21 protein-coding genes are annotated in these 18,949 nt (G+C 38.9%); 8 read left to right on the top strand and 13 right to left on the bottom strand.

Translation table 11 applies throughout. The features are described 5' to 3' along the window. Positions 1-159: 159 nt before the first annotated feature. The 11 genes from rpsQ to rpsJ form a co-directional block, all read right to left on the bottom strand. Positions 160-411, bottom strand: a complete 252-nt coding sequence (gene rpsQ, locus Q4503_RS10230; RefSeq protein WP_215972074.1) for a 30S ribosomal protein S17 — start codon at positions 409-411, stop codon at positions 160-162. Then, positions 411-602, bottom strand: coding sequence for a 50S ribosomal protein L29 (gene rpmC / locus Q4503_RS10235; protein ID WP_159821672.1), 192 nt, complete (start codon positions 600-602; stop codon positions 411-413). The genes rpsQ and rpmC overlap by 1 nt, the downstream gene beginning before the upstream one ends. Next, on the bottom strand, positions 602-1,015 hold the full coding sequence (rplP, locus tag Q4503_RS10240; RefSeq protein WP_159821673.1) for a 50S ribosomal protein L16: 414 nt from the start codon (positions 1,013-1,015) through the stop codon (positions 602-604). The genes rpmC and rplP overlap by 1 nt, the downstream gene beginning before the upstream one ends. 12 nt (positions 1,016-1,027) lie before the next feature. Continuing rightward, a complete protein-coding gene (gene rpsC / locus Q4503_RS10245; protein ID WP_159821674.1) occupies positions 1,028-1,723 on the bottom strand; it encodes a 30S ribosomal protein S3 in 696 nt (231 codons plus the stop codon). A 12-nt stretch (positions 1,724-1,735) separates the two neighbouring features. Next, positions 1,736-2,068, bottom strand: a complete 333-nt coding sequence (gene rplV / locus Q4503_RS10250) for a 50S ribosomal protein L22 (protein ID WP_215972073.1) — start codon at positions 2,066-2,068, stop codon at positions 1,736-1,738. Between the two features lie 11 nt (positions 2,069-2,079). Then, positions 2,080-2,355, bottom strand: coding sequence for a 30S ribosomal protein S19 (rpsS, locus tag Q4503_RS10255; RefSeq protein ID WP_011041718.1), 276 nt, complete (start codon positions 2,353-2,355; stop codon positions 2,080-2,082). A gap of 75 nt (positions 2,356-2,430) precedes the next feature. Then, complete coding sequence (gene rplB, locus Q4503_RS10260) at positions 2,431-3,255, bottom strand: 50S ribosomal protein L2 (protein WP_215972072.1); 825 nt, start codon at positions 3,253-3,255, stop codon at positions 2,431-2,433. 11 nt (positions 3,256-3,266) lie between these two features. Next, a complete protein-coding gene (gene rplW, locus Q4503_RS10265) occupies positions 3,267-3,569 on the bottom strand; it encodes a 50S ribosomal protein L23 (protein WP_159821677.1) in 303 nt (100 codons plus the stop codon). Further along, a complete protein-coding gene (rplD, locus tag Q4503_RS10270) occupies positions 3,566-4,171 on the bottom strand; it encodes a 50S ribosomal protein L4 (protein ID WP_159822967.1) in 606 nt (201 codons plus the stop codon). The genes rplW and rplD overlap by 4 nt, the downstream gene beginning before the upstream one ends. Before the next feature lie 16 nt (positions 4,172-4,187). Then, positions 4,188-4,826: a 50S ribosomal protein L3 gene (rplC, locus tag Q4503_RS10275; RefSeq protein ID WP_215972071.1), complete on the bottom strand. Its 639-nt coding sequence runs from the start codon at positions 4,824-4,826 to the stop codon at positions 4,188-4,190. A gap of 14 nt (positions 4,827-4,840) precedes the next feature. Next, the gene (gene rpsJ / locus Q4503_RS10280) at positions 4,841-5,152 is read right to left on the bottom strand and encodes a 30S ribosomal protein S10 (protein WP_070375080.1); all 312 of its coding nucleotides are present in this window, start codon (positions 5,150-5,152) and stop codon (positions 4,841-4,843) included. A 395-nt stretch (positions 5,153-5,547) separates the two neighbouring features. On the opposite strand from rpsJ, the gene Q4503_RS10285 reads away from it, so the two are divergent. Both Q4503_RS10285 and fusA read left to right on the top strand, forming a co-directional pair. Beyond that, entirely contained in the window at positions 5,548-7,194 is a 1,647-nt protein-coding gene (locus Q4503_RS10285) for an AMP-binding protein (protein WP_303602199.1), read from the top strand. Positions 7,195-7,485: 291 nt separating this feature from the next. Beyond that, positions 7,486-9,588, top strand: coding sequence for an elongation factor G (gene fusA / locus Q4503_RS10290; protein ID WP_215972069.1), 2,103 nt, complete (start codon positions 7,486-7,488; stop codon positions 9,586-9,588). A 207-nt stretch (positions 9,589-9,795) separates the two neighbouring features. Here the strand turns inward: fusA and Q4503_RS10295 are convergent, their stop codons facing one another. Beyond that, on the bottom strand, positions 9,796-10,539 hold the full coding sequence (locus tag Q4503_RS10295) for an AraC family transcriptional regulator (RefSeq protein ID WP_215972068.1): 744 nt from the start codon (positions 10,537-10,539) through the stop codon (positions 9,796-9,798). Positions 10,540-10,700: 161 nt separating this feature from the next. Here Q4503_RS10295 and Q4503_RS10300 point away from each other — a divergent pair, with 161 nt between their 5' ends. From Q4503_RS10300 to Q4503_RS10325, 6 genes are all read left to right on the top strand, one after another. Further along, a complete protein-coding gene (locus Q4503_RS10300) occupies positions 10,701-11,876 on the top strand; it encodes a Gfo/Idh/MocA family protein (RefSeq protein WP_252727381.1) in 1,176 nt (391 codons plus the stop codon). Between the two features lies 1 nt (position 11,877). Then, positions 11,878-12,945, top strand: coding sequence for a sugar phosphate isomerase/epimerase (locus Q4503_RS10305; protein ID WP_303602200.1), 1,068 nt, complete (start codon positions 11,878-11,880; stop codon positions 12,943-12,945). A 24-nt stretch (positions 12,946-12,969) separates the two neighbouring features. Next, positions 12,970-14,193 carry a sugar MFS transporter gene (locus tag Q4503_RS10310; protein WP_303602201.1) on the top strand — a complete coding sequence of 408 codons (1,224 nt, stop codon included), beginning with the start codon at positions 12,970-12,972 and terminating at the stop codon, positions 14,191-14,193. Further along, on the top strand, positions 14,186-14,806 hold the full coding sequence (locus Q4503_RS10315; protein WP_303602202.1) for a gluconate 2-dehydrogenase subunit 3 family protein: 621 nt from the start codon (positions 14,186-14,188) through the stop codon (positions 14,804-14,806). The genes Q4503_RS10310 and Q4503_RS10315 overlap by 8 nt, the downstream gene beginning before the upstream one ends. A gap of 49 nt (positions 14,807-14,855) precedes the next feature. Then, positions 14,856-16,589, top strand: a complete 1,734-nt coding sequence (locus Q4503_RS10320) for a GMC oxidoreductase (RefSeq protein WP_303602203.1) — start codon at positions 14,856-14,858, stop codon at positions 16,587-16,589. 70 nt (positions 16,590-16,659) lie between these two features. Then, on the top strand, positions 16,660-17,523 hold the full coding sequence (locus Q4503_RS10325; RefSeq protein WP_303602204.1) for a sugar phosphate isomerase/epimerase: 864 nt from the start codon (positions 16,660-16,662) through the stop codon (positions 17,521-17,523). A 112-nt stretch (positions 17,524-17,635) separates the two neighbouring features. On the opposite strand, the gene purD is transcribed toward Q4503_RS10325, so the two are convergent. Next, complete coding sequence (purD, locus tag Q4503_RS10330; RefSeq protein WP_215972062.1) at positions 17,636-18,928, bottom strand: phosphoribosylamine--glycine ligase; 1,293 nt, start codon at positions 18,926-18,928, stop codon at positions 17,636-17,638. Between the last annotated feature and the right edge of the window lie 21 nt (positions 18,929-18,949).

An 18,949-nucleotide genomic window follows, 5' to 3' on the forward strand; every position in this document is an offset into this window, starting at 1 on the left:
CAACTAATTTCCACATGCCTTTTATCAGCTAGAGCTAGACTTAGAAATTGTACCAATTTCATTTTATTAAGTTGTGTGTGAGTTGAGGAATAAAAAAGCCCCTAGTAAATAAATACTAGGGGCTTTTAAGTAACTATAAAGTTAATTAAAAAATATTAATTAAGCTTTAACTACTACGTCAACTAATTTCCAGTTCTTAGACTTAGAAATTGGTGCAACTTCAGTAATAGTTACTAAGTCACCTTCGTTACATACGTTAGCTTCATCGTGCGCTTTCAACTTAGTTGAACGCGTGATGTACTTACCATATATAGGGTGCTTAACACGACGTTCGATCATTACAACGATAGACTTATCCATCTTGTTACTGATAACAACGCCTTGTAGTGTGCGGATTTTAGCTTCGCTCATTACTTACCTGCCTTTTCAGTGATGATAGTCTTAACACGTGCAATATTGCGACGTACAGTTCTTAGCAAATGAGTTTGTGCTAATTGACCAGTGCTTGCTTGCATGCGGTAGTTAAACTGCTCACGTAGAAGCTCTAGTAATTCAGCATTAAGCTCTTCAATGCTTTTTGCTTTTAGTTCACTAGCTTTCATTACATTACCGTCCTAGTTACGAAGGTAGTTTTAAACGGAAGTTTAGCAGCAGCTAAAGCAAATGCTTCGCGCGCTACTTCTTCAGGAACACCTTCCATTTCATAAAGAACACGGCCAGGAAGAATTTGGCAAACCCAATATTCTACTGAACCCTTACCTTTACCCATACGAACCTCAAGAGGTTTTTTGGTAATTGGCTTATCAGGGAAAACGCGTATCCAGATTTTACCTTGACGCTTAACATGACGAGTCATGGCACGACGAGCGGCTTCAATTTGGCGTGCAGTCATACGACCGCGCTCAACCGATTTCAAACCGAAAGTACCGAAGCTAACTGAACTACCAACCTGTGCAAGACCACGGTTACGTAATTTAAATTGCTTACGGAATTTAGTACGTTTTGGTTGTAACATTACTTATTCCTCTTACTTCGCTTTGCGGTTGTTCTTTCTTTTAGGTTTAGCCGCTGGTTGTTCTGCCACAAGTGGCATTTTACCAATGATTTCGCCTTTAAAGATCCAAACTTTAATACCAATTACACCATAAGTCGTGTCGCCACGCGCAATTGCGTAGTCGATATCAGCACGTAATGTATGTAAAGGTACACGACCTTCACGATACCATTCAGCACGTGCAATATCAGCGCCGCCTAAACGACCGCTAACTTGAACTTTGATACCCTTAGCACCTAAACGCATAGCGTTTTGCACGGCACGCTTCATAGCGCGACGGAACATAACACGACGTTCTAATTGACTAGCAATACTGTCAGCAACAAGCTGCGCATCCATTTCTGGCTTACGTACTTCAGCAATGTTGATTTGAGCAGGAACGCCGGCAATTTTAGACACAGCTAAACGTAACTTCTCAACATCTTCGCCTTTCTTACCAATAACAACACCTGGACGAGCCGTGTGAATTGTTACGCGGATAGATTTAGCTGGACGTTCAATAACTACTTTAGATAGTGAAGCGCGTTTAAGCTTTTCTTTTAAAAATTCGCGAACCTTATGGTCGCCGTCTAAGTTGCTAGCAAAATCTTTGCTGTTAGCAAACCAAGTAGACGCGAAAGGTTTCGTGATCCCTAGGCGAATACCGGTAGGATTAACTTTTTGACCCATACTAATATACTCCTAAGAATCAGACACAATCACAGTAATGTGACTAGTGCGCTTGATGATGCGATCGGCTCGGCCTTTCGCTCGTGGCATAATACGTTTCATTGTTGGACCATCGTCAATCATAATTGTTTTAACGAATAATTCATCAATATCTGCACCTTCATTGTGCTCTGCATTAGCAATCGCTGAATTAAGAACTTTTTTAACTAAGTCAGCAGCAGATTTGTTGCTAAACGTTAGTATTTCAAGAGCTTTTTCAACGTGTACGCCGCGGATTTGATCCGCAACTAAACGTGCTTTTTGCGCAGAACCACGGGCAAATTTATGTATAGCAATTGCTTCCATCTAACTTCCCCTTACTTCTTCGCTTTCTTATCAGCGACATGACCGCGATAAGTACGAGTTGGTGCAAATTCTCCTAATTTGTGACCGATCATTTCTTCGGTTACAAATACAGGAACGTGTTGACGGCCATTATGGACAGCTATGGTCAATCCGATCATCGTAGGGATGATCATTGAACGACGGGACCAAGTTTTAATTGGCTTTTTATTCCCGCTTTCCACCGCTTTCTCTACCTTCGTCAACAAGTGTAGGTCAATAAAAGGACCTTTCTTGAGGGAACGTGGCATGGTGATTCCTTAATTATCATTACTCTAATTACCGAAATTAATCGATAATTATGAGTATTTAGTTTAATGCACTAATTACTTAGTACGACGACGTACGATAAATTTATCAGTACGCTTATTCGAACGAGTCTTGTAACCCTTAGTTGGTACACCCCAAGGTGATACCGGATGACGACCGCCAGATGTTTTACCTTCACCACCACCGTGTGGATGGTCAACTGGGTTCATGGCAACACCACGAACAGTTGGGCGAACACCGCGCCAGCGTGAAGCACCAGCTTTACCCAGAGAGCGAAGCATGTGTTCAGCATTGCCGATTTCACCTAAAGTAGCACGACAATCTGCTTCGATTTTACGCATTTCGCCAGAGCGAAGACGTAAAGTAACGTAAGCACCATCTTTCGCAACTAATTGTGCGTAAGTACCAGCAGCACGAGCAATTTGCGCGCCCTTACCTGGTTTAAGTTCGATTGCATGCACAACACTACCTAATGGCGTGTTGCGTAAAGGCATAGTATTACCCGCTTTAATAGGAGCATCAACACCAGACTGGATAGAATCACCAGCTTTTAAGCCTTTAGGGGCTAAGATGTAACGACGTTCACCATCTGCATATAATACTAAAGCGATGTTAGCACTACGATTTGGATCGTATTCTAAACGTTCAACTTTCGCAGGGATACCATCTTTATTACGTTTAAAGTCAACGATACGATAATGATGCTTATGACCACCGCCAATATGACGAACGGTAATACGACCATTATTGTTACGACCACCAGACTTAGACTTAGTGTCTAATAATGGTGCGTAAGGCTTACCTTTATGAAGCTCTTTGTTTACCACTTTAACTAGGTGACGACGACCCGGAGAAGTAGGTTTACATTTTACAATAGCCATTTTAACTACTCCTATGATTCAGCGCCAACGAAGTCGATGTCACTACCTTCTGCAAGAGTTACGTAAGCTTTTTTCCAGTCGTTACGACGACCAAAACGAGCTCCAGTACGTTTTACTTTACCCTTAACATTAAGTGTATTAACACCTACAACAGAAACTTCAAAAAGCTTCTCAACGGCCGCTTTAATTTCAGCTTTAGTTGCATCAGTAGTAACTTTGAAAACAACAGTGTTGTTTGCTTCAGCTGCTACAGTTGCTTTTTCAGAAATATTTGGTGCTAAAAGCACTTTCAACAAACGTTCTTCGTTTATCATGCTAGTATCCCCTCGATTTCTTTAACTGCATCAGCAGTAATTAAAACTTTTTCGAAACCAACTAAGCTTACAGGATCAATTGCTGCAACATCACGAACGTCAACTTTATATAAGTTGCGTGCTGATAAGAACAAGTTCTCGTCAACTTCTTTAGTTACAATCAATACATCTTTAAGCTCTAAGCCTTTCAACTTAGCAACTAATTCTTTAGTTTTAGGTGTTTCTACCGAAAAATCGTTTACTACAACTAAACGTTCTTGACGAACTAATTCAGATAAGATGCTAGCAATAGCACCACGATACATTTTACGGTTAACTTTTAAACTGTGATCTTGAGGTTTAGCAGCGAATGTTACGCCACCAGAACGCCAGATTGGACCACGAGTAGTACCGGCACGAGCTCGGCCTGTACCTTTTTGACGCCATGGTTTTGCACCACCGCCGCTAACTTCTGAACGAGTTTTCTGAGCACGAGTACCTTGACGAGCACCAGCTGCATATGCAACTACTACTTGGTGTACTAAAGCTTCATTAAACTCACGTCCAAAAGTTGCTTCAGAAACTTCAAGAGCACCTGATGCGTCTTTTAATGATAATTCCATCACAAAATCTCCTGGACTAAGCTTTAACAGCTGGTTTGATGATTACGTTACCGTTGATAGCACCCGGAACTGCGCCTTTAACAAGCAACAAGTTACGTTCTGCGTCAACGCGAACCAATTCAAGGTTTTGTGTAGTAACGCGCACAGCACCCATGTGACCAGACATTTTTTTGCCTTTGAAAACGCGACCTGGTGTTTGACACTGACCTAACGAACCGTTAGATCTGTGAGAAATCGAGTTACCATGAGTTGCATCTTGCATGCTGAAATTCCAGCGCTTGATACCACCTTGGAAACCTTTACCTTTAGAGGTACCAGTTACATCTACTAATTTAGTTTCATTGAAAATCTCAACAGTGATTTCACTGCCAGCTTCAATATCGCTACCTTCATTTGCATTTAAGCGGAATTCCCACAGGCCACGACCTGCTTCAACGCCTGCTTTAGCGAAATGACCAGCTGCTGGTTTGTTAACACGGCTTGCTTTACGCTTGCCCGTAGTAACTTGAAGCGCTGAATAACCATCGTTGTCTACAGTTTTAACCTGAGAAACACGGTTCGCTTCAACTTCTAGAACTGTAACAGGAGTAGAAACGCCATCTTCTGTGAAGACACGAGTCATACCCACTTTACGTCCAACTAGACCTATAGTCATTGTTAAAACTCCTCTTAGCCCAAGCTGATTTGAACATCAACACCAGCTGCAAGATCTAAACGCATTAATGCGTCTACAGTCTTTTCAGTTGGCTCAACGATATCAATCATGCGTTTGTGAGTACGAATTTCGTACTGGTCACGCGCATCTTTGTTAACGTGTGGAGAAGTTAATATTGTAAAACGTTCTTTGCGAGTTGGAAGTGGAATAGGACCACGAACCTGTGCGCCAGTACGCTTAGCAGTATCAACGATCTCTGCTGTAGATTGATCAATCAAACGATGATCGAACGCTTTCAAACGAATGCGAATTCTTTGATTTGACATTTATCAAATCCCCTTTTAAAAGAACAAAAAAATACATCCCTCTGCTTCCTTATGTACTGGAAGGGGGTGTATTACTAAATAAACATTCAACGCAAAATTAGCGTTGCTGTATAAGGAAATAACTAATACGTTAATACCTTAGTTTGTTTACGTTTGAATGATTATCTTTATAAAACAGACAAAACTGTATAAACAAAACTACACCCAGTTCTCCTGAATGTGGTCGCGTATTATACATAAGATTAGAATATGAGCAAGTATTAATTACTCATTGCTAAGTTTTAAATATTCAGCCTGTTAACCTAATAGCGTTTCAATTGAATATTCATTACACTCGAAATAACTATAAAAAGAATTAACCATAATAATTATCATCATATAAAGAGGGGAAGGACATGAATAAACCTTGGTTTACTAATTATCCTACAAATGTAGCTCATGAGGTCGATTTAACCCGTTACACTTCATTAATAGACTTATTTCATGAAACAACGGCTAAATATCAACAGCAAACAGCTTTTAGTAATTTTGGCGCGGAACTGACCTTCAATCAGGTAAATAGCTTATCACGAGATTTTGCCGCTTTTTTACAAAACAAGTTGAATATTACCAAAGGCGATCGTGTCGCCTTAATGTGTCCAAATACTTTATGCTTCCCAATTGCTATGTGGGGCATTATTCGTGTTGGAGGAGTACAGGTAAATGTAAACCCAATGTATACACCGCGCGAATTAGAGCATCAACTTAATGATGCCCAAGTAGACACTATCATTATATTTTCTTCATCAACTAAAATGCTCGCTGATGTTATTGGCAAAACTAACGTAAAGAATGTGATTACCATTAATTTAGATGATTTAATCAACAAAGGGTTACCGTGTGAACCTATTGATGAGCGTTTAAGTCATACTATTAGCTTTACCGACGCCTTAGCTCAAGGAAAGAATAGTGAATTAGCGGAGCCTAAGCTATGCCAAGACGATTTATTGTATTTACAATATACCGGTGGCACCACCGGATTATCAAAAGGCGCTATGCTTAGTCACGGTAATTTAATTGCGAATATATTGCAGTATGAAGAATTTGCTAAAAATGAAATAGACTACGGTAATGATATTGTTATTACCGCGATTCCTATGTATCACATCTTCGCCTTAATGGCGAACACCCTAGCCTATTTTACCTTCGGCGCTAAAAATGTTTTAGTTACGAATCCTCGTGATATGCCCAGCTTTGTCGAAATATGGAAAAACACACCTGCAACAACGTTCACTGGAGTAAATACCTTATTTAACGGCCTATTGCACACACCAGGTTTTGATCAAGTAGACTTTTCTGCATTAAAGCTATGTATTGGTGGTGGCGCAGCCGTTCAACAAGCTGTGGCAGATAAATGGTTACAAGTCACTGGGACTAGACTTCAAGAAGGTTATGGATTGTCAGAAACGTCCCCCGTTTTATCATTGAATTTTGGTGCCACCATTAATGGTGAAGAAATCTATGTACCTGGTATCGGTATTCCCCTTCCTAATACTGACATATCTATTCGAGATCATAATGGTAATGAAGTGCCACAAGGTGAGGCTGGCGAATTATGTGCTAAAGGCCCACAAGTCATGTCTGGCTACTGGAATAATGATCACGCAACAGAAGATTGCATGACACTCGATGGTTATTTTAAAACAGGCGATGTTGCTATGCTCGATGAAAAGGGATTTTTCCATATCGTAGACCGTATAAAAGATATGATTAATGTCTCAGGTTTTAATGTTTACCCTAATGAAATTGAAGCGGAAATAGCCAACATGCCCGGCATTATAGAGTCAGCTTGTATTGGTGTAACGGATGAAAAAACAGGTGAAGCAGTTAAGCTGTTTGTTGTGAAAAATAAAGATGCCCAATATAGTAATATGACTGAACAAGATGTTATTGACTTTTGTCGCCAAGGATTAACAGCATATAAAGTACCTAAGCATGTCATTTTTATTAATGAAATTCCTAAATCTACGGTAGGAAAATTACTACGTAGAGAACTTAGATAATCTTTTAAAGCAACTTAAAAATAATAGCTAGGCGCATATTTACGATAAACCTAGCTTTTTTATTTGCTATTTCTAGTAATATTACTATATCTTTTTATTAATATTCCTATATATAAACAGAACGAGTGAACATTTACATTTTTTTTCTCAATGTTATATCGATCTTAATTGAGTAATGTTATACTCGCGCGCAAATTTTCAACAATTCTGTATTTTTGTTCTTCCTTTACTTATATAAAGTGTTAAGGAGAAAGAAAGCAGAATAGACCTTAAACTAAATAGAGTAAAACAATGGCAGATTTATCTAAGTACAGAAACATTGGTATATTCGCTCACGTTGATGCTGGTAAAACCACAACAACTGAACGAATCCTTAAATTAACCGGGAAAATCCATAAATCTGGTGAAACTCATGACGGTGAATCAACTACCGATTTCATGGAACAGGAAGCTGAGCGCGGTATTACCATCCAATCTGCAGCGGTTACATGTGAATGGAAAAAACACCGTTTTAACGTAATTGACACTCCTGGTCACGTTGATTTCACTGTTGAAGTTTATCGTTCATTAAAAGTTCTTGATGGTGGTGTTGGTGTATTCTGTGGTAGTGGTGGTGTTGAGCCACAATCAGAAACTAACTGGCGTTATGCTAACGACTCTAAAGTAGCTCGTTTAATCTTCGTTAACAAATTAGACCGTTTAGGTGCTAACTTTTACCGTGTAACAGACCAAGTTAAAAAAGTACTAGGTGCTCAACCGCTTATTATGACTTTACCAATCGGTGAAGAAGATGAATTCGTTGGTGTTGTTGATGTATTAAGCCAAAAAGCTTACATCTGGGACGAAACTGGTCTTCCAGAAAACTACACAATTGAAGATATTCCTGCTGACATGGTTGATGATGCTGCTATCTACCGTGAACAAATGATCGAAACTGCTTTAGAAGCAGACGAAGATTTATTAATGGAATACTTAGAAGGTGAACTTACACCGACTGAAGAGCAAATTAAAGCGTGTATCCGTAAAGGTACTAACGAATTAATGTTCTTCCCTACATACTGTGGTTCTGCATTCAAAAACAAAGGTATGCAACTTCTTCTTGATGCTGTTGTTGATTACTTACCTTGTCCTACAGACGTTAACCCTCAACCGTTAACTGATGAAGCAGGCGAGCCTACTGGTAAATATGCAATTGTTGATACTAAAGAAACATTCAAAGCGTTAGCATTCAAAATAATGGATGACCGTTTTGGTGCTCTTACCTTTATTCGTATCTACTCAGGTACATTGAAGAAAGGTGATACTATTCTTAACTCGTTCACAGGTAAAACTGAGCGTGTTGGTCGTATGGTTGAAATGCAAGCGGATGACCGTACTGAGCTTTCTGAAGCACAAGCCGGTGATATCTTAGCTATCGTTGGTATGAAGAATGTTCAAACAGGTCACACATTATGTGATCCTAAAGACCCTTGTACTCTAGAAGCAATGGTTTTCCCTGCTCCAGTAATTTCTATCTCTGTAACGCCTAAAGATAAAGGTGGTTCTGAGAAGATGGGTGTTGCTATTGGTAAAATGGTTGCAGAAGATCCAACATTCATGGTTGAAACTGATGTTGATTCAGGCGAAACAATCTTACGTGGTATGGGTGAGCTTCACTTAGATATCAAAGTAGATATCCTTAAGCGTACTTACGGTGTTGATTTAGAAGTAGGTAAACCACAGGTTGCTTACCGTGAAACAATCACATCAGAAATTGAAGATTCTTACACACATAAGAAACAATCTGGTGGTTCTGGTCAGTTCGGTAAAATTGATTACCGTATCAAGCCTGGCGAACCTGGTTCTGGTTTCGTATTCAACTCTGTAGTTGTTGGTGGTAATGTACCTAAAGAATTCTTCCCTGCAATCGAGAAAGGCTTCAAAGGCATGATGGAGACTGGTGTTCTTGCTGGCTTCCCTGTATTAGATGTTGAAATTGAATTATACGATGGTGGCTTCCATGCTGTCGATTCATCTGCTGTTGCATTTGAATTAGCTGCTCGTGGTGCTTTCCGTCAATCAATTCCAAAAGCTGGTGCTCAGTTAATTGAACCTATCATGGCTGTTGACGTATTTACTCCTGAAGATCACGTTGGTGATGTTATCGGTGATTTAAACCGTCGTCGTGGTATGATCAAAGACCAAGAAGCTGGTACTACTGGTGTTCGCATCAAAGCTGACGTACCTCTTTCAGAAATGTTCGGTTACATCGGATCTCTACGTACAATGACATCAGGTCGTGGTCAATTCTCTATGGAATTCTCTCACTACATGCCTTGTCCTAACAACGTAGCTGAAGAAGTAATTGCTGAAGTTAAAGCAGCGAAAGCAGCGAAAGACGCAGCGAGAAAATAATTAATTAAGTTTTAATTATTTTGAATAAAGGATGCTTCGGCATCCTTTTTTATTGGTTGTCGTTTATTAACCAATAATGATTAGCTGCTGGAACTAAATCTCATGTAGTATGCAGCATACCTATTGGGATCCTGAATCAAGTTCATGATGATGACATGTTGCGTTGTTGCATCTATCTTTAAGCTTCTGACTCAATGCTCGTCATAGTTAAGCATTCTTACGATAATTCTTTCTAAACTCAGAGGGTAGTTCACCAAAAAAAAGGCGAAATTGTTTGCTGAAATAACTATGATCAGTGAAACCAGTCGCATCACCTACCTCAGCAATTGGCATATTAGTTTCTACTAGGAGCCTGCGGGAGTTCTCTAACCTAATTTCATTAATTAATTGCTTAGGCGTTTTCGCTAAATACTTCTTAAATCTTCGTTCCAATGCACTCACTGACAAATGGGCTACATTGGCTAGTTGTTCAATACTAAAATGAGTTTGATAATTTTTTCTAATATAGTCCACCGGCTCTTTAATGGCATCAACGCCAGAAAAAGCAATGGCTTGTTTTTGTAAATGTCGAGTTATGCCATACGAGCCTACAATATTATTTACACTGTCAAAAATAGGCCTTTTTGATGTAGTGTACCAAGCAATATCACCGTCATGATTCATATTCATTTCTAATCGTTCAGTCACCTGTTCGCCCGCTATAATTTTGTCATCATCACGAAAAAACTGCTTAGCGAGATGAGCAGGTGAAAAATCAAAGTCAGTTTTCCCCAGAATACTGTCTAAACTCTTTGCATTAAGGTGCTCTATTAAAGCCTGATTAGCATGAATAAAAACATGGTTTCTATCTTTAATCCAAAAAAGATCACTAGACAATAAATCAAACATATTAACTAACTGTTTAACACCAATATGTTCAAGAAAAGACGTCGAATGCTGTTCAATAATCATTATTTATATTCTCATTTTATGAAAGGTAAAACTAACACGAAAACTTTCAAAACAAAAATTAAACGCCGAATTTATTGCATTGTCCACCGAATTTTTAATAACACCCTCTTCGTTCGCTCTATATAGTAAATCCTTTGTAGCGATAAGTTAGGTATGAATTGATGAAAAAAGTTCGCATGGGAATGGTTGGCGGTGGTCAAGGTGCATTTATTGGTGCAATTCATCGTATGGCTGCTTCTCTTGATGGCGAGATAGAATTAGTTTGTGGCGCCTTTAGTTCCGACCCACAACGTTCGATCGATTCAGGTGCTGCACTTTATTTACCTGAAGAACGCTGCTATGCCAACTATGAAGATATGTTTATCGCTGAGGCGTTATTACCTGTCAATGAACGTATGGAGTTTGTCGCGATAGTTACCCCAAACCATTTGCACTTTCCAATAGCTAAAGCTGCTATTGAACGTGGTTTTCATGTAATGTCAGACAAACCCGCAACGTTAAACTTATCAGAAGTATTAACCTTACAATCAATACTAGCAAAACATGATGTTCTTTATGGACTAACCCATACCTACAATGGCTACCCTCTAATTAAGCAAGCTAAGCACCTTATCAATCAAGGCGAATTGGGTAATATTGTTAAAGTTGTCGTTGAATACTCGCAAGGTTGGCTTGCCTCAAAAAGCGATGAAAACAGTAAGCAAGCTAGCTGGCGATTAGATCCCAAAAAGTCAGGTGTCAGTTGCTGCATGGGTGATATAGGAGTTCATGCTGCTAATTTAGCTGAATATGTATCAGGTATAAAAATTACGCATTTATGTGCAGATCTCACCTCATCTATCCCCGGTCGAACTTTAGATGATGACGGAACTGTCATATTGAAATTTTCTAATGGCGCAAAAGGTCTACTATTCGCGAGTCAAATAGCAGTAGGTGATGAAAATAATTTAAAGCTACGTATCTATGGCGATAAAAAAAGTATTGAATGGTCGCAGCTAGAGCCAAACTCCTTGCTGCTAAAATCACCTAATGAACCGACTCAATTAATTAGAACGGGGGTTGGCGAAATGTGTGAAGCGGCTCAGCAAGCCACACGTACTCCGGCAGGTCATCCAGAAGGTTATTTAGAAGCTTTTGCCAATATATATCTTAATTTTGTCAAGCAGATCCGCGCACATAAAAATGGTGTAGATTGCTCTAATCAAGAATTTGATGTGCCAAGTATTGAAGATGCAATTAGGGGCATGGCATTTATCGAAAACGTTGTGCAATCCAATCAATCAAATGAGAAGTGGCAAGCGTTATCATTGAACATAACCCCAATGGAAGTGAACTAATATGGAACCTATTTTTAAATCACAAATCAAAGGCCCTGGCATTTTCCTCGCTCAATTTTGCCAAGATACAGCGCCCTTTAATAATCTCGCCGACATTTGTCAGTGGGTAGCAGCAATGGGTTATAAAGCGGTACAAATTCCTACCTGGGATAAGCGACTATTTAATTTAGAATTAGCTTATCAAAGTGAAAGTTATTGCGAAGAGATTAATGGTATTGTGACCGATGCAGGTTTATCAATAAGTGAATTATCAACCCATCTTCAAGGACAATTAGTCGCGGTTCATCCAACCTACAATAAACAGTTTGACAATTTTGCCATTGATGAAGTGAAAAATAACCCGCAAGCTAGAACAGCCTGGGCAATTGAACAAGTAGGCATGGCCGCAAAAGTGAGTGCAAAATTAGGGTTAAAAGCCCATGCCACATTTTCTGGCGCATTATTATGGCAAACCTTTTATCCTTGGCCACAACGCCCTGCTGGCTTAGTAGAAGATGGTTTTAAAGAATTAGCACAACGATGGTTGCCTATTCTAGATAAGTTCGAAGATGCAGGTGTTGATGTCTGCTATGAATTACATCCTGGTGAAGATCTACATGATGGCATTACTTTTGAGCGCTTCCTTGAAGCAACAGGGAATCATCAACGAGCAAATATACTGTACGATCCAAGTCACTTTGTACTTCAACAATTAGATTATTTAGCTTTTATCGATATTTATCATGAAAAAATTAAAGCCTTTCATGTTAAAGATGCTGAATTTAGGCCCAATGGAAGAAGCGGTGTTTATGGCGGTTACCAAGATTGGCAGAATAGACCAGGTCGTTTTCGATCATTAGGGGATGGTCAAATAGACTTTAAACAGATTTTTAGTAAGTTAACACAGTATGGTTATGATGGCTGGGCTGTACTTGAATGGGAATGTTGTTTAAAACACCCTGAAGACGGTGCAAAAGAAGGTGCACCATTTATTGCTCAACACTTAATTAGAACACCTGAACATGCCTTTGATGATTTTGCCGCGAGTGGTGAAGATGCCAACTTGAATCGAGATATTCTAGGATTATAACAACCTACAAATAAGTAATAAAATATGCCAACCAATATTAATAAAAATAAGTTGTTTATTGCCTGTTGTTTAGCACTAACAGTAACAGCCATGACCTTTGCCATCAGAGCCGGTATTTTAGGTCAACTCAGCCAAGATTTCTCCCTTTCTGATACACAATTAGGCTGGATTAACGCCATGGCCTTTTTAGGATTTCCTGTGGCAACCATGCTAGGCGGCCTACTCTATAACTTGCTCGGAGCCAAAAAACTCATCGCAATTGCTTTTATCGGGCACTTACTCGGTTTATTGCTAACAATGAATGCAGGGGGCTTCTGGACATTATTGATTTCCAGCTTTTGTATTGGGTTTGCAAATGGCTCAGTAGAAGCGGCTTGCAACCCACTCATTGCTGATATTTATCACAAAAATAAAACCACTATGTTGAATCGTTTTCACGTATGGTTTCCAGGTGGAGTGGTCATTGGCGCATTAATTTCAAAAAATATGACTGATATGAGTTTTGGCTGGCAAGCACAAATAGCTGTTATGCTTATTCCTACAATAGTTTATGGGTATTTAATTTTTACTCAAAAATTCCCTCAAACAACAAATATCAACACTTCCACAACAGTTAATATTAAAGCATTATTCTCCCCTTTATTTTTATTTATCGCATTTTGCATGACATTAACAACTACAAGTGAATTAGGCACGCAACAATGGATTGAACGCATTCTCGGTTCATCAGGGACATCGCCTATGCTTATTATGGCAATGATCACTGGTGTAATGGCAGTAGGTCGTTATTTTGCCGGTCCACTTATTCATAAATTTAATCCCGCAGGCGTATTACTCTATTCTGCTGTCGTTACCACACTCGGCATATACAGCATGAGTATAGCGACAGGTAATATGGTGTACTTTTCAGCTTTATTGTTTGCTTTAGGCGTAACCTATTTTTGGCCAACTATGGTTGGCTTTGTCGCTGAAAACATTCCCAAATCAGGGGCTTTAGGTATGTCGATACTTGGTGGTATTGGTATGTTTGCCGTAAGTATGTGGAATCCTATTATTGGTAGCTGGATCGATAAAGCACGCCTTGAGGCATTAGCAGCTAACAGCTCACCTGAGCTAGCAGAATTAGCAGCAGGCCAAGCAACATTGGCTAATTTAAGTATTTTTCCTTTTGTGCTTATCTTTGCTTTTACAGCATTGGTAATATTTATGCGCAAATCAACTAAAGCGACTGAGGTAACACGTGAATAATAAACATGAAAGCGCTTATCACAATAGTAAAAGACAATTTTTACGTGGTTTAACCGCAATAATGGGAAGCGTTGCCATTTCCCAATTAACCAGTACTAATGCACTAGCGTCAGCGTTTAAATATGAAGCTCAAGCCAACAGTACTCTGACAAATGGTAAACTGTTTTCTCAAGCAGAAATGCAAATATTACATGATATTTGTGCTGTCGTTTTACCAGCAACAGATACCCCAAGTGCAGCAGAATTAGATGCACATGGTTTTTTAGATCATCAACTAAACGCGTGTCATAGCAAAGCACAACAAGCAGATGCTAAAACTATTGTGAATAAAATTAATAAACAAAGCCAAGTTAATTTTTCACAAGCATTTACCAAGATTACCGCTGATCAACAAACAGCTTTATTAGTCGCATTAGAATCACAAACATTAGGCTTTAATTCACAAGACAAAGAACAATTCAAAGACTTGAAAGCCCTATTAATTTTTGGTTACTTCACTACTGAAGTTGGCGCAACTCAAGCATTAAACTATCAAGCTGTACCTGGCGGATTTAAAGGTTCGGTATCCTATTCATCCTTGAAAAAAGCATGGGGGTCTTTAGCGTATTACTAAAAGAGCCTGAATTCGACTTAAACTAGTAATAAATGCTAAGAAGTATTTTATGGATAAAGATTTGTATATTAACGAAAGTAATGAAGAATATGATGCCTTAGTCATAGGCTCTGGTATTTCTGGTGGCTGGGCAGCGAAAGAATTATGTGAACGCGGCTTAAAAACCTTAATGATAGAACGCGGACGTGTAGTAGAGCATCAAAAAGATTATATTGACGAAGGTAAAGGCCCTTGGGAATTTGCTAACCGTATGAAGGTCGACAACTTATTAGTTGAAGAACAATATAAAATTCAGAAAAAGTGTTACGCATTCCATGATGCTACAAAACAATTTTTTGGTAATGATAAAGATTTACCCTACTCAACAGAAAAAGGTACAGACTTCAGCTGGATTAGGGCTAATCAACTAGGTGGTAAATCGTTAATTTGGCATCGTCAATCTTACCGCTTTAGTGATAATGAATTTAATATCAATAAAGCTGACGGTATTGGTATTGATTGGCCAATTCGCTATAAAGATTTAGAGCATTGGTATAGCCATGTTGAAAAACATGTTGGTATTAGTGGTAATTACGACAACCTACCTCAGTTACCTGATAGTGTTTTTTTACCGCCATTTGAATGGACTAAACCTGAGTTTGATATAAAAAATAAACTAGCGAAGTTATATCCTCAAAGACCTATGATAATGGGACGTGCCGCTCACCTGACTAAACCCTCTGAACTTCACATATCTCAAGGCAGAGTACAATGCCAATCAAGAAATGAATGTCAAAAAGGTTGTTCATTTGGGGCTTATTTCTCAACACAAAGCTCAACATTACCCGCGGCAGCAAAAACGGGTAACTTACATATAGCACCTAACAGCGTTGTTCATAGCTTAATTTATGATGAAAAAACCAACCGCGTAAAAGGCGTTAAAGTTATTGATAATGATAACCTAACTACTCGAGAGTATTTTGCCAAGGTAGTATTCGTGTGTGCATCAACACTTGGCTCTACACAGATCATGCTTAACTCTATTTCCAAAAAATTCCCACAAGGCATTGCCAATAGCTCTGGCGTTTTAGGCCATTACTTAATGGACCATGTCTATAATGCGGGAGCCACAGGAATAGTAGAAGGTTACGAAGACGAATATTATTCTGGCCGTCGTCCGACAGAAGCTTATATGCCTAACTTTCAATTTAAACCTTCACTTTATAAGAAGAACTATAAACGAGGTTATGCATTAGCGGGCGGATTTGGTCGTAAAGATTGGCGAGATGCGCGTTTTGAAACTGGTATTGGAGCTGCATATAAACAACAACTTACACAGGCTAGTAGCTGGCATTTTGGCTTACATGCGCAAGGTGAAATGTTGCCACGTTTTGAAAACCAAGTTTCTCTTCATAAAACTAAAAAAGACAAATGGGGTATTCCCCAATTACACATTAACTGTCAATGGTCTGACAATGAAGTATTAATGATGGAAGATGCTGCGCAAACAGCTAAAGAAATGCTACTTAAAGCAGACTTGAAAGATGTAAAGAGCTATACCTCTATTGATAAAAATGCACCAGGACTCGCTATTCATGAAGTAGGAACGGCAAGAATGGGTAAAGATCCAGCTGAATCGGTTTTGAATGCCTACAACCAAACACATGACATTCCAAATCTATTTGTGACTGATGGCTCGAGCTTTTGTTCATCTGGTGTGGCTAATCCATCATTAACCTTTATGGCGCTTACTGTTCGTGCTGTGGATTATGCCGTAAAAGAAATGAATAATAAGCGGATTTAATAACACTCGGTATTACTGATTAAATTAGTAGCTACAAATCAAAAAAAGAAAACTACATAAGAGAAAATATATGAAATTAATTAATTTACTATTGCTCGCGATGCTAACATTATCAACAAATTGCTTTGCTCATGCGGATCACGATAAAGCAATAACAAAACCGATTCCTAAAATAAGTGTGCAACTATGGTCGGTTAAAGACGAGCTTAAGGAAGACTTTAAAGGCACTATTGAACAACTAGCAAAATTAGGATTTCAAGGAGTTGAATTTGCACGTGATTTTGGTCCATTCGAAAATGACGCCGAAGGATTAAAAAACTACCTTGCTTCTCTTGGCATGGAAGGAAGCGGTGGCCATATTATTTTTGAACAACTTAATGATGAAAATTTTGAAAAAACAACCAGCTATTATAAAGCTGCGGGAATAGATTATTTAATCATTCCTTGGGATGAACGAGCATGGCATCCAGAAGGTATTAAAATCATCGTTGAAAAACTCAATTACTTCGCAAAAAAACTTGCACCGTTAGGTATGAAAATTGGTTTTCATAACCATGACCAAGAATTTAATGAGTTCAATCATTCAACCTATTGGGATTACTTAGCAAAAAACACCACACCTGACGTTATTTTACAGCAAGATGTAGGTTGGACAACTTATGCAGGTAAAGATCCAATCGAATACGTAAAACGTTATCCTGGTCGTACATTAACCACACATTACAAAGTACGCTTACCAGAAGGTACTACAGGTAAACTACCTATTATTGGTCAAGATACTATTGACTGGTTAAACCTAACTAAAACGAATATCGCTGTTGGTGGTACTTTATGGTTAGTGGTAGAGCAAGAAGAGTATCCAAATGGTTTAACTCCACTACAAGCAGTAGCACAATCAAAAATGGGCTTAGATAAAATATTACAAAAACTATAATGTGACGGTTTTTGCTAAATTGTTAAATAATTAACGACGAGACAACATAATAAAAAAGGGCTGATAATTTATTATCAGCCCTTTTATTTATTACAATGTAGCAAATATCAGTTTAAGCGTTTTGTTCACGCGCAATTGCACGATAAGCAATATCTGTTCTAAACTCTACACCTTGCCAAGAGATCTGATGCAGTAATTCATACGCTAATTGTTGAGCTTCAGTAACAGTGTTCCCTAAAGCAGTGGCACATAATACGCGTCCGCCATTAGTTACAACTTCACCTTTATCATTTAACTTAGTACCGGCATGAAATGTTTTTGCAGAGGCATTGGTATTAGTTTCAAGCCCTGAAATCACATCACCTTTAGGGTAACTTGCAGGATAGCCGTTTGCAGCTAATACAACACCAACAGCAGCACGACTATCAAAATCAATCGTTGCTTTATCTAATTCACCGCGTGTAGCAGCTAAACAAAGTTCAACAATATCTGATTGTAAACGCATCATTATTGGTTGCGTTTCAGGATCACCAAAACGACAATTATATTCAATAACGTTAGGAGTACCATCTGCTGCAATCATTAAACCAGCGTATAAGAAACCTGTATAAGGTGCGCCTTCATTTGCCATACCTTCAACAGTTGGCATAATAACTTCAGCCATGATGCGATCATGAATTTCAGGTGTTACTACCGGAGCTGGAGAATAAGCGCCCATACCACCAGTATTCGGACCTAAATCACCATTTAATGCACGTTTATGATCTTGGCTTGTTGCCATTGGTAAAACATTTTTACCATCAACCATAACAATGAAACTTGCTTCTTCACCTTCAAGAAACTCTTCAATAACAACACGATGCCCAGCATCACCAAAAGCATTACCCGCTAACATATCTTTAATAGCATCTTCTGCTTCAGTTAATGTTAGTGCAACAATAACGCCCTTACCTGCCGCTAAACCATCAGCTTTAACAACAATGGGTGCACCTTTCTCACGAACATAAGCAAGCGCAGGTTCAACTTCAGTAAAGTTTTCATAGCTACCCGAAGGGATATTATTACGCGCTAAAAAGTCTTTAGTAAATGATTTTGAGCCTTCTAATTGCGCTGCTTTAGCACTTGGACCAAAAATAGCCAAACCTTGTGCTTGAAATGCATCAACAACACCATCAACTAAAGGTTGCTCTGGGCCAACAATAGTTAATGCCACACCTTCACTTTGTGCAAAAGCAACCAAAGCGGCGTTATCACTAACATCAAGATCAACATTTTCTAATTTTTCTTCAGTTGCAGTTCCAGCATTACCTGGGGCAACAAATACTTTAGTAACTTGATTAGATTGAGCCGCTTTCCATGCCAACGCATGCTCACGACCACCTGATCCTATAACTAAAACTTTCATGTATTTTTCCTATTGTTTATT

Origin of the sequence: Colwellia sp. 6_MG-2023 (assembly GCF_030547765.1) — a bacterium.
In the GTDB taxonomy this organism is placed as follows: Bacteria; Pseudomonadota; Gammaproteobacteria; order Enterobacterales; family Alteromonadaceae; genus Colwellia.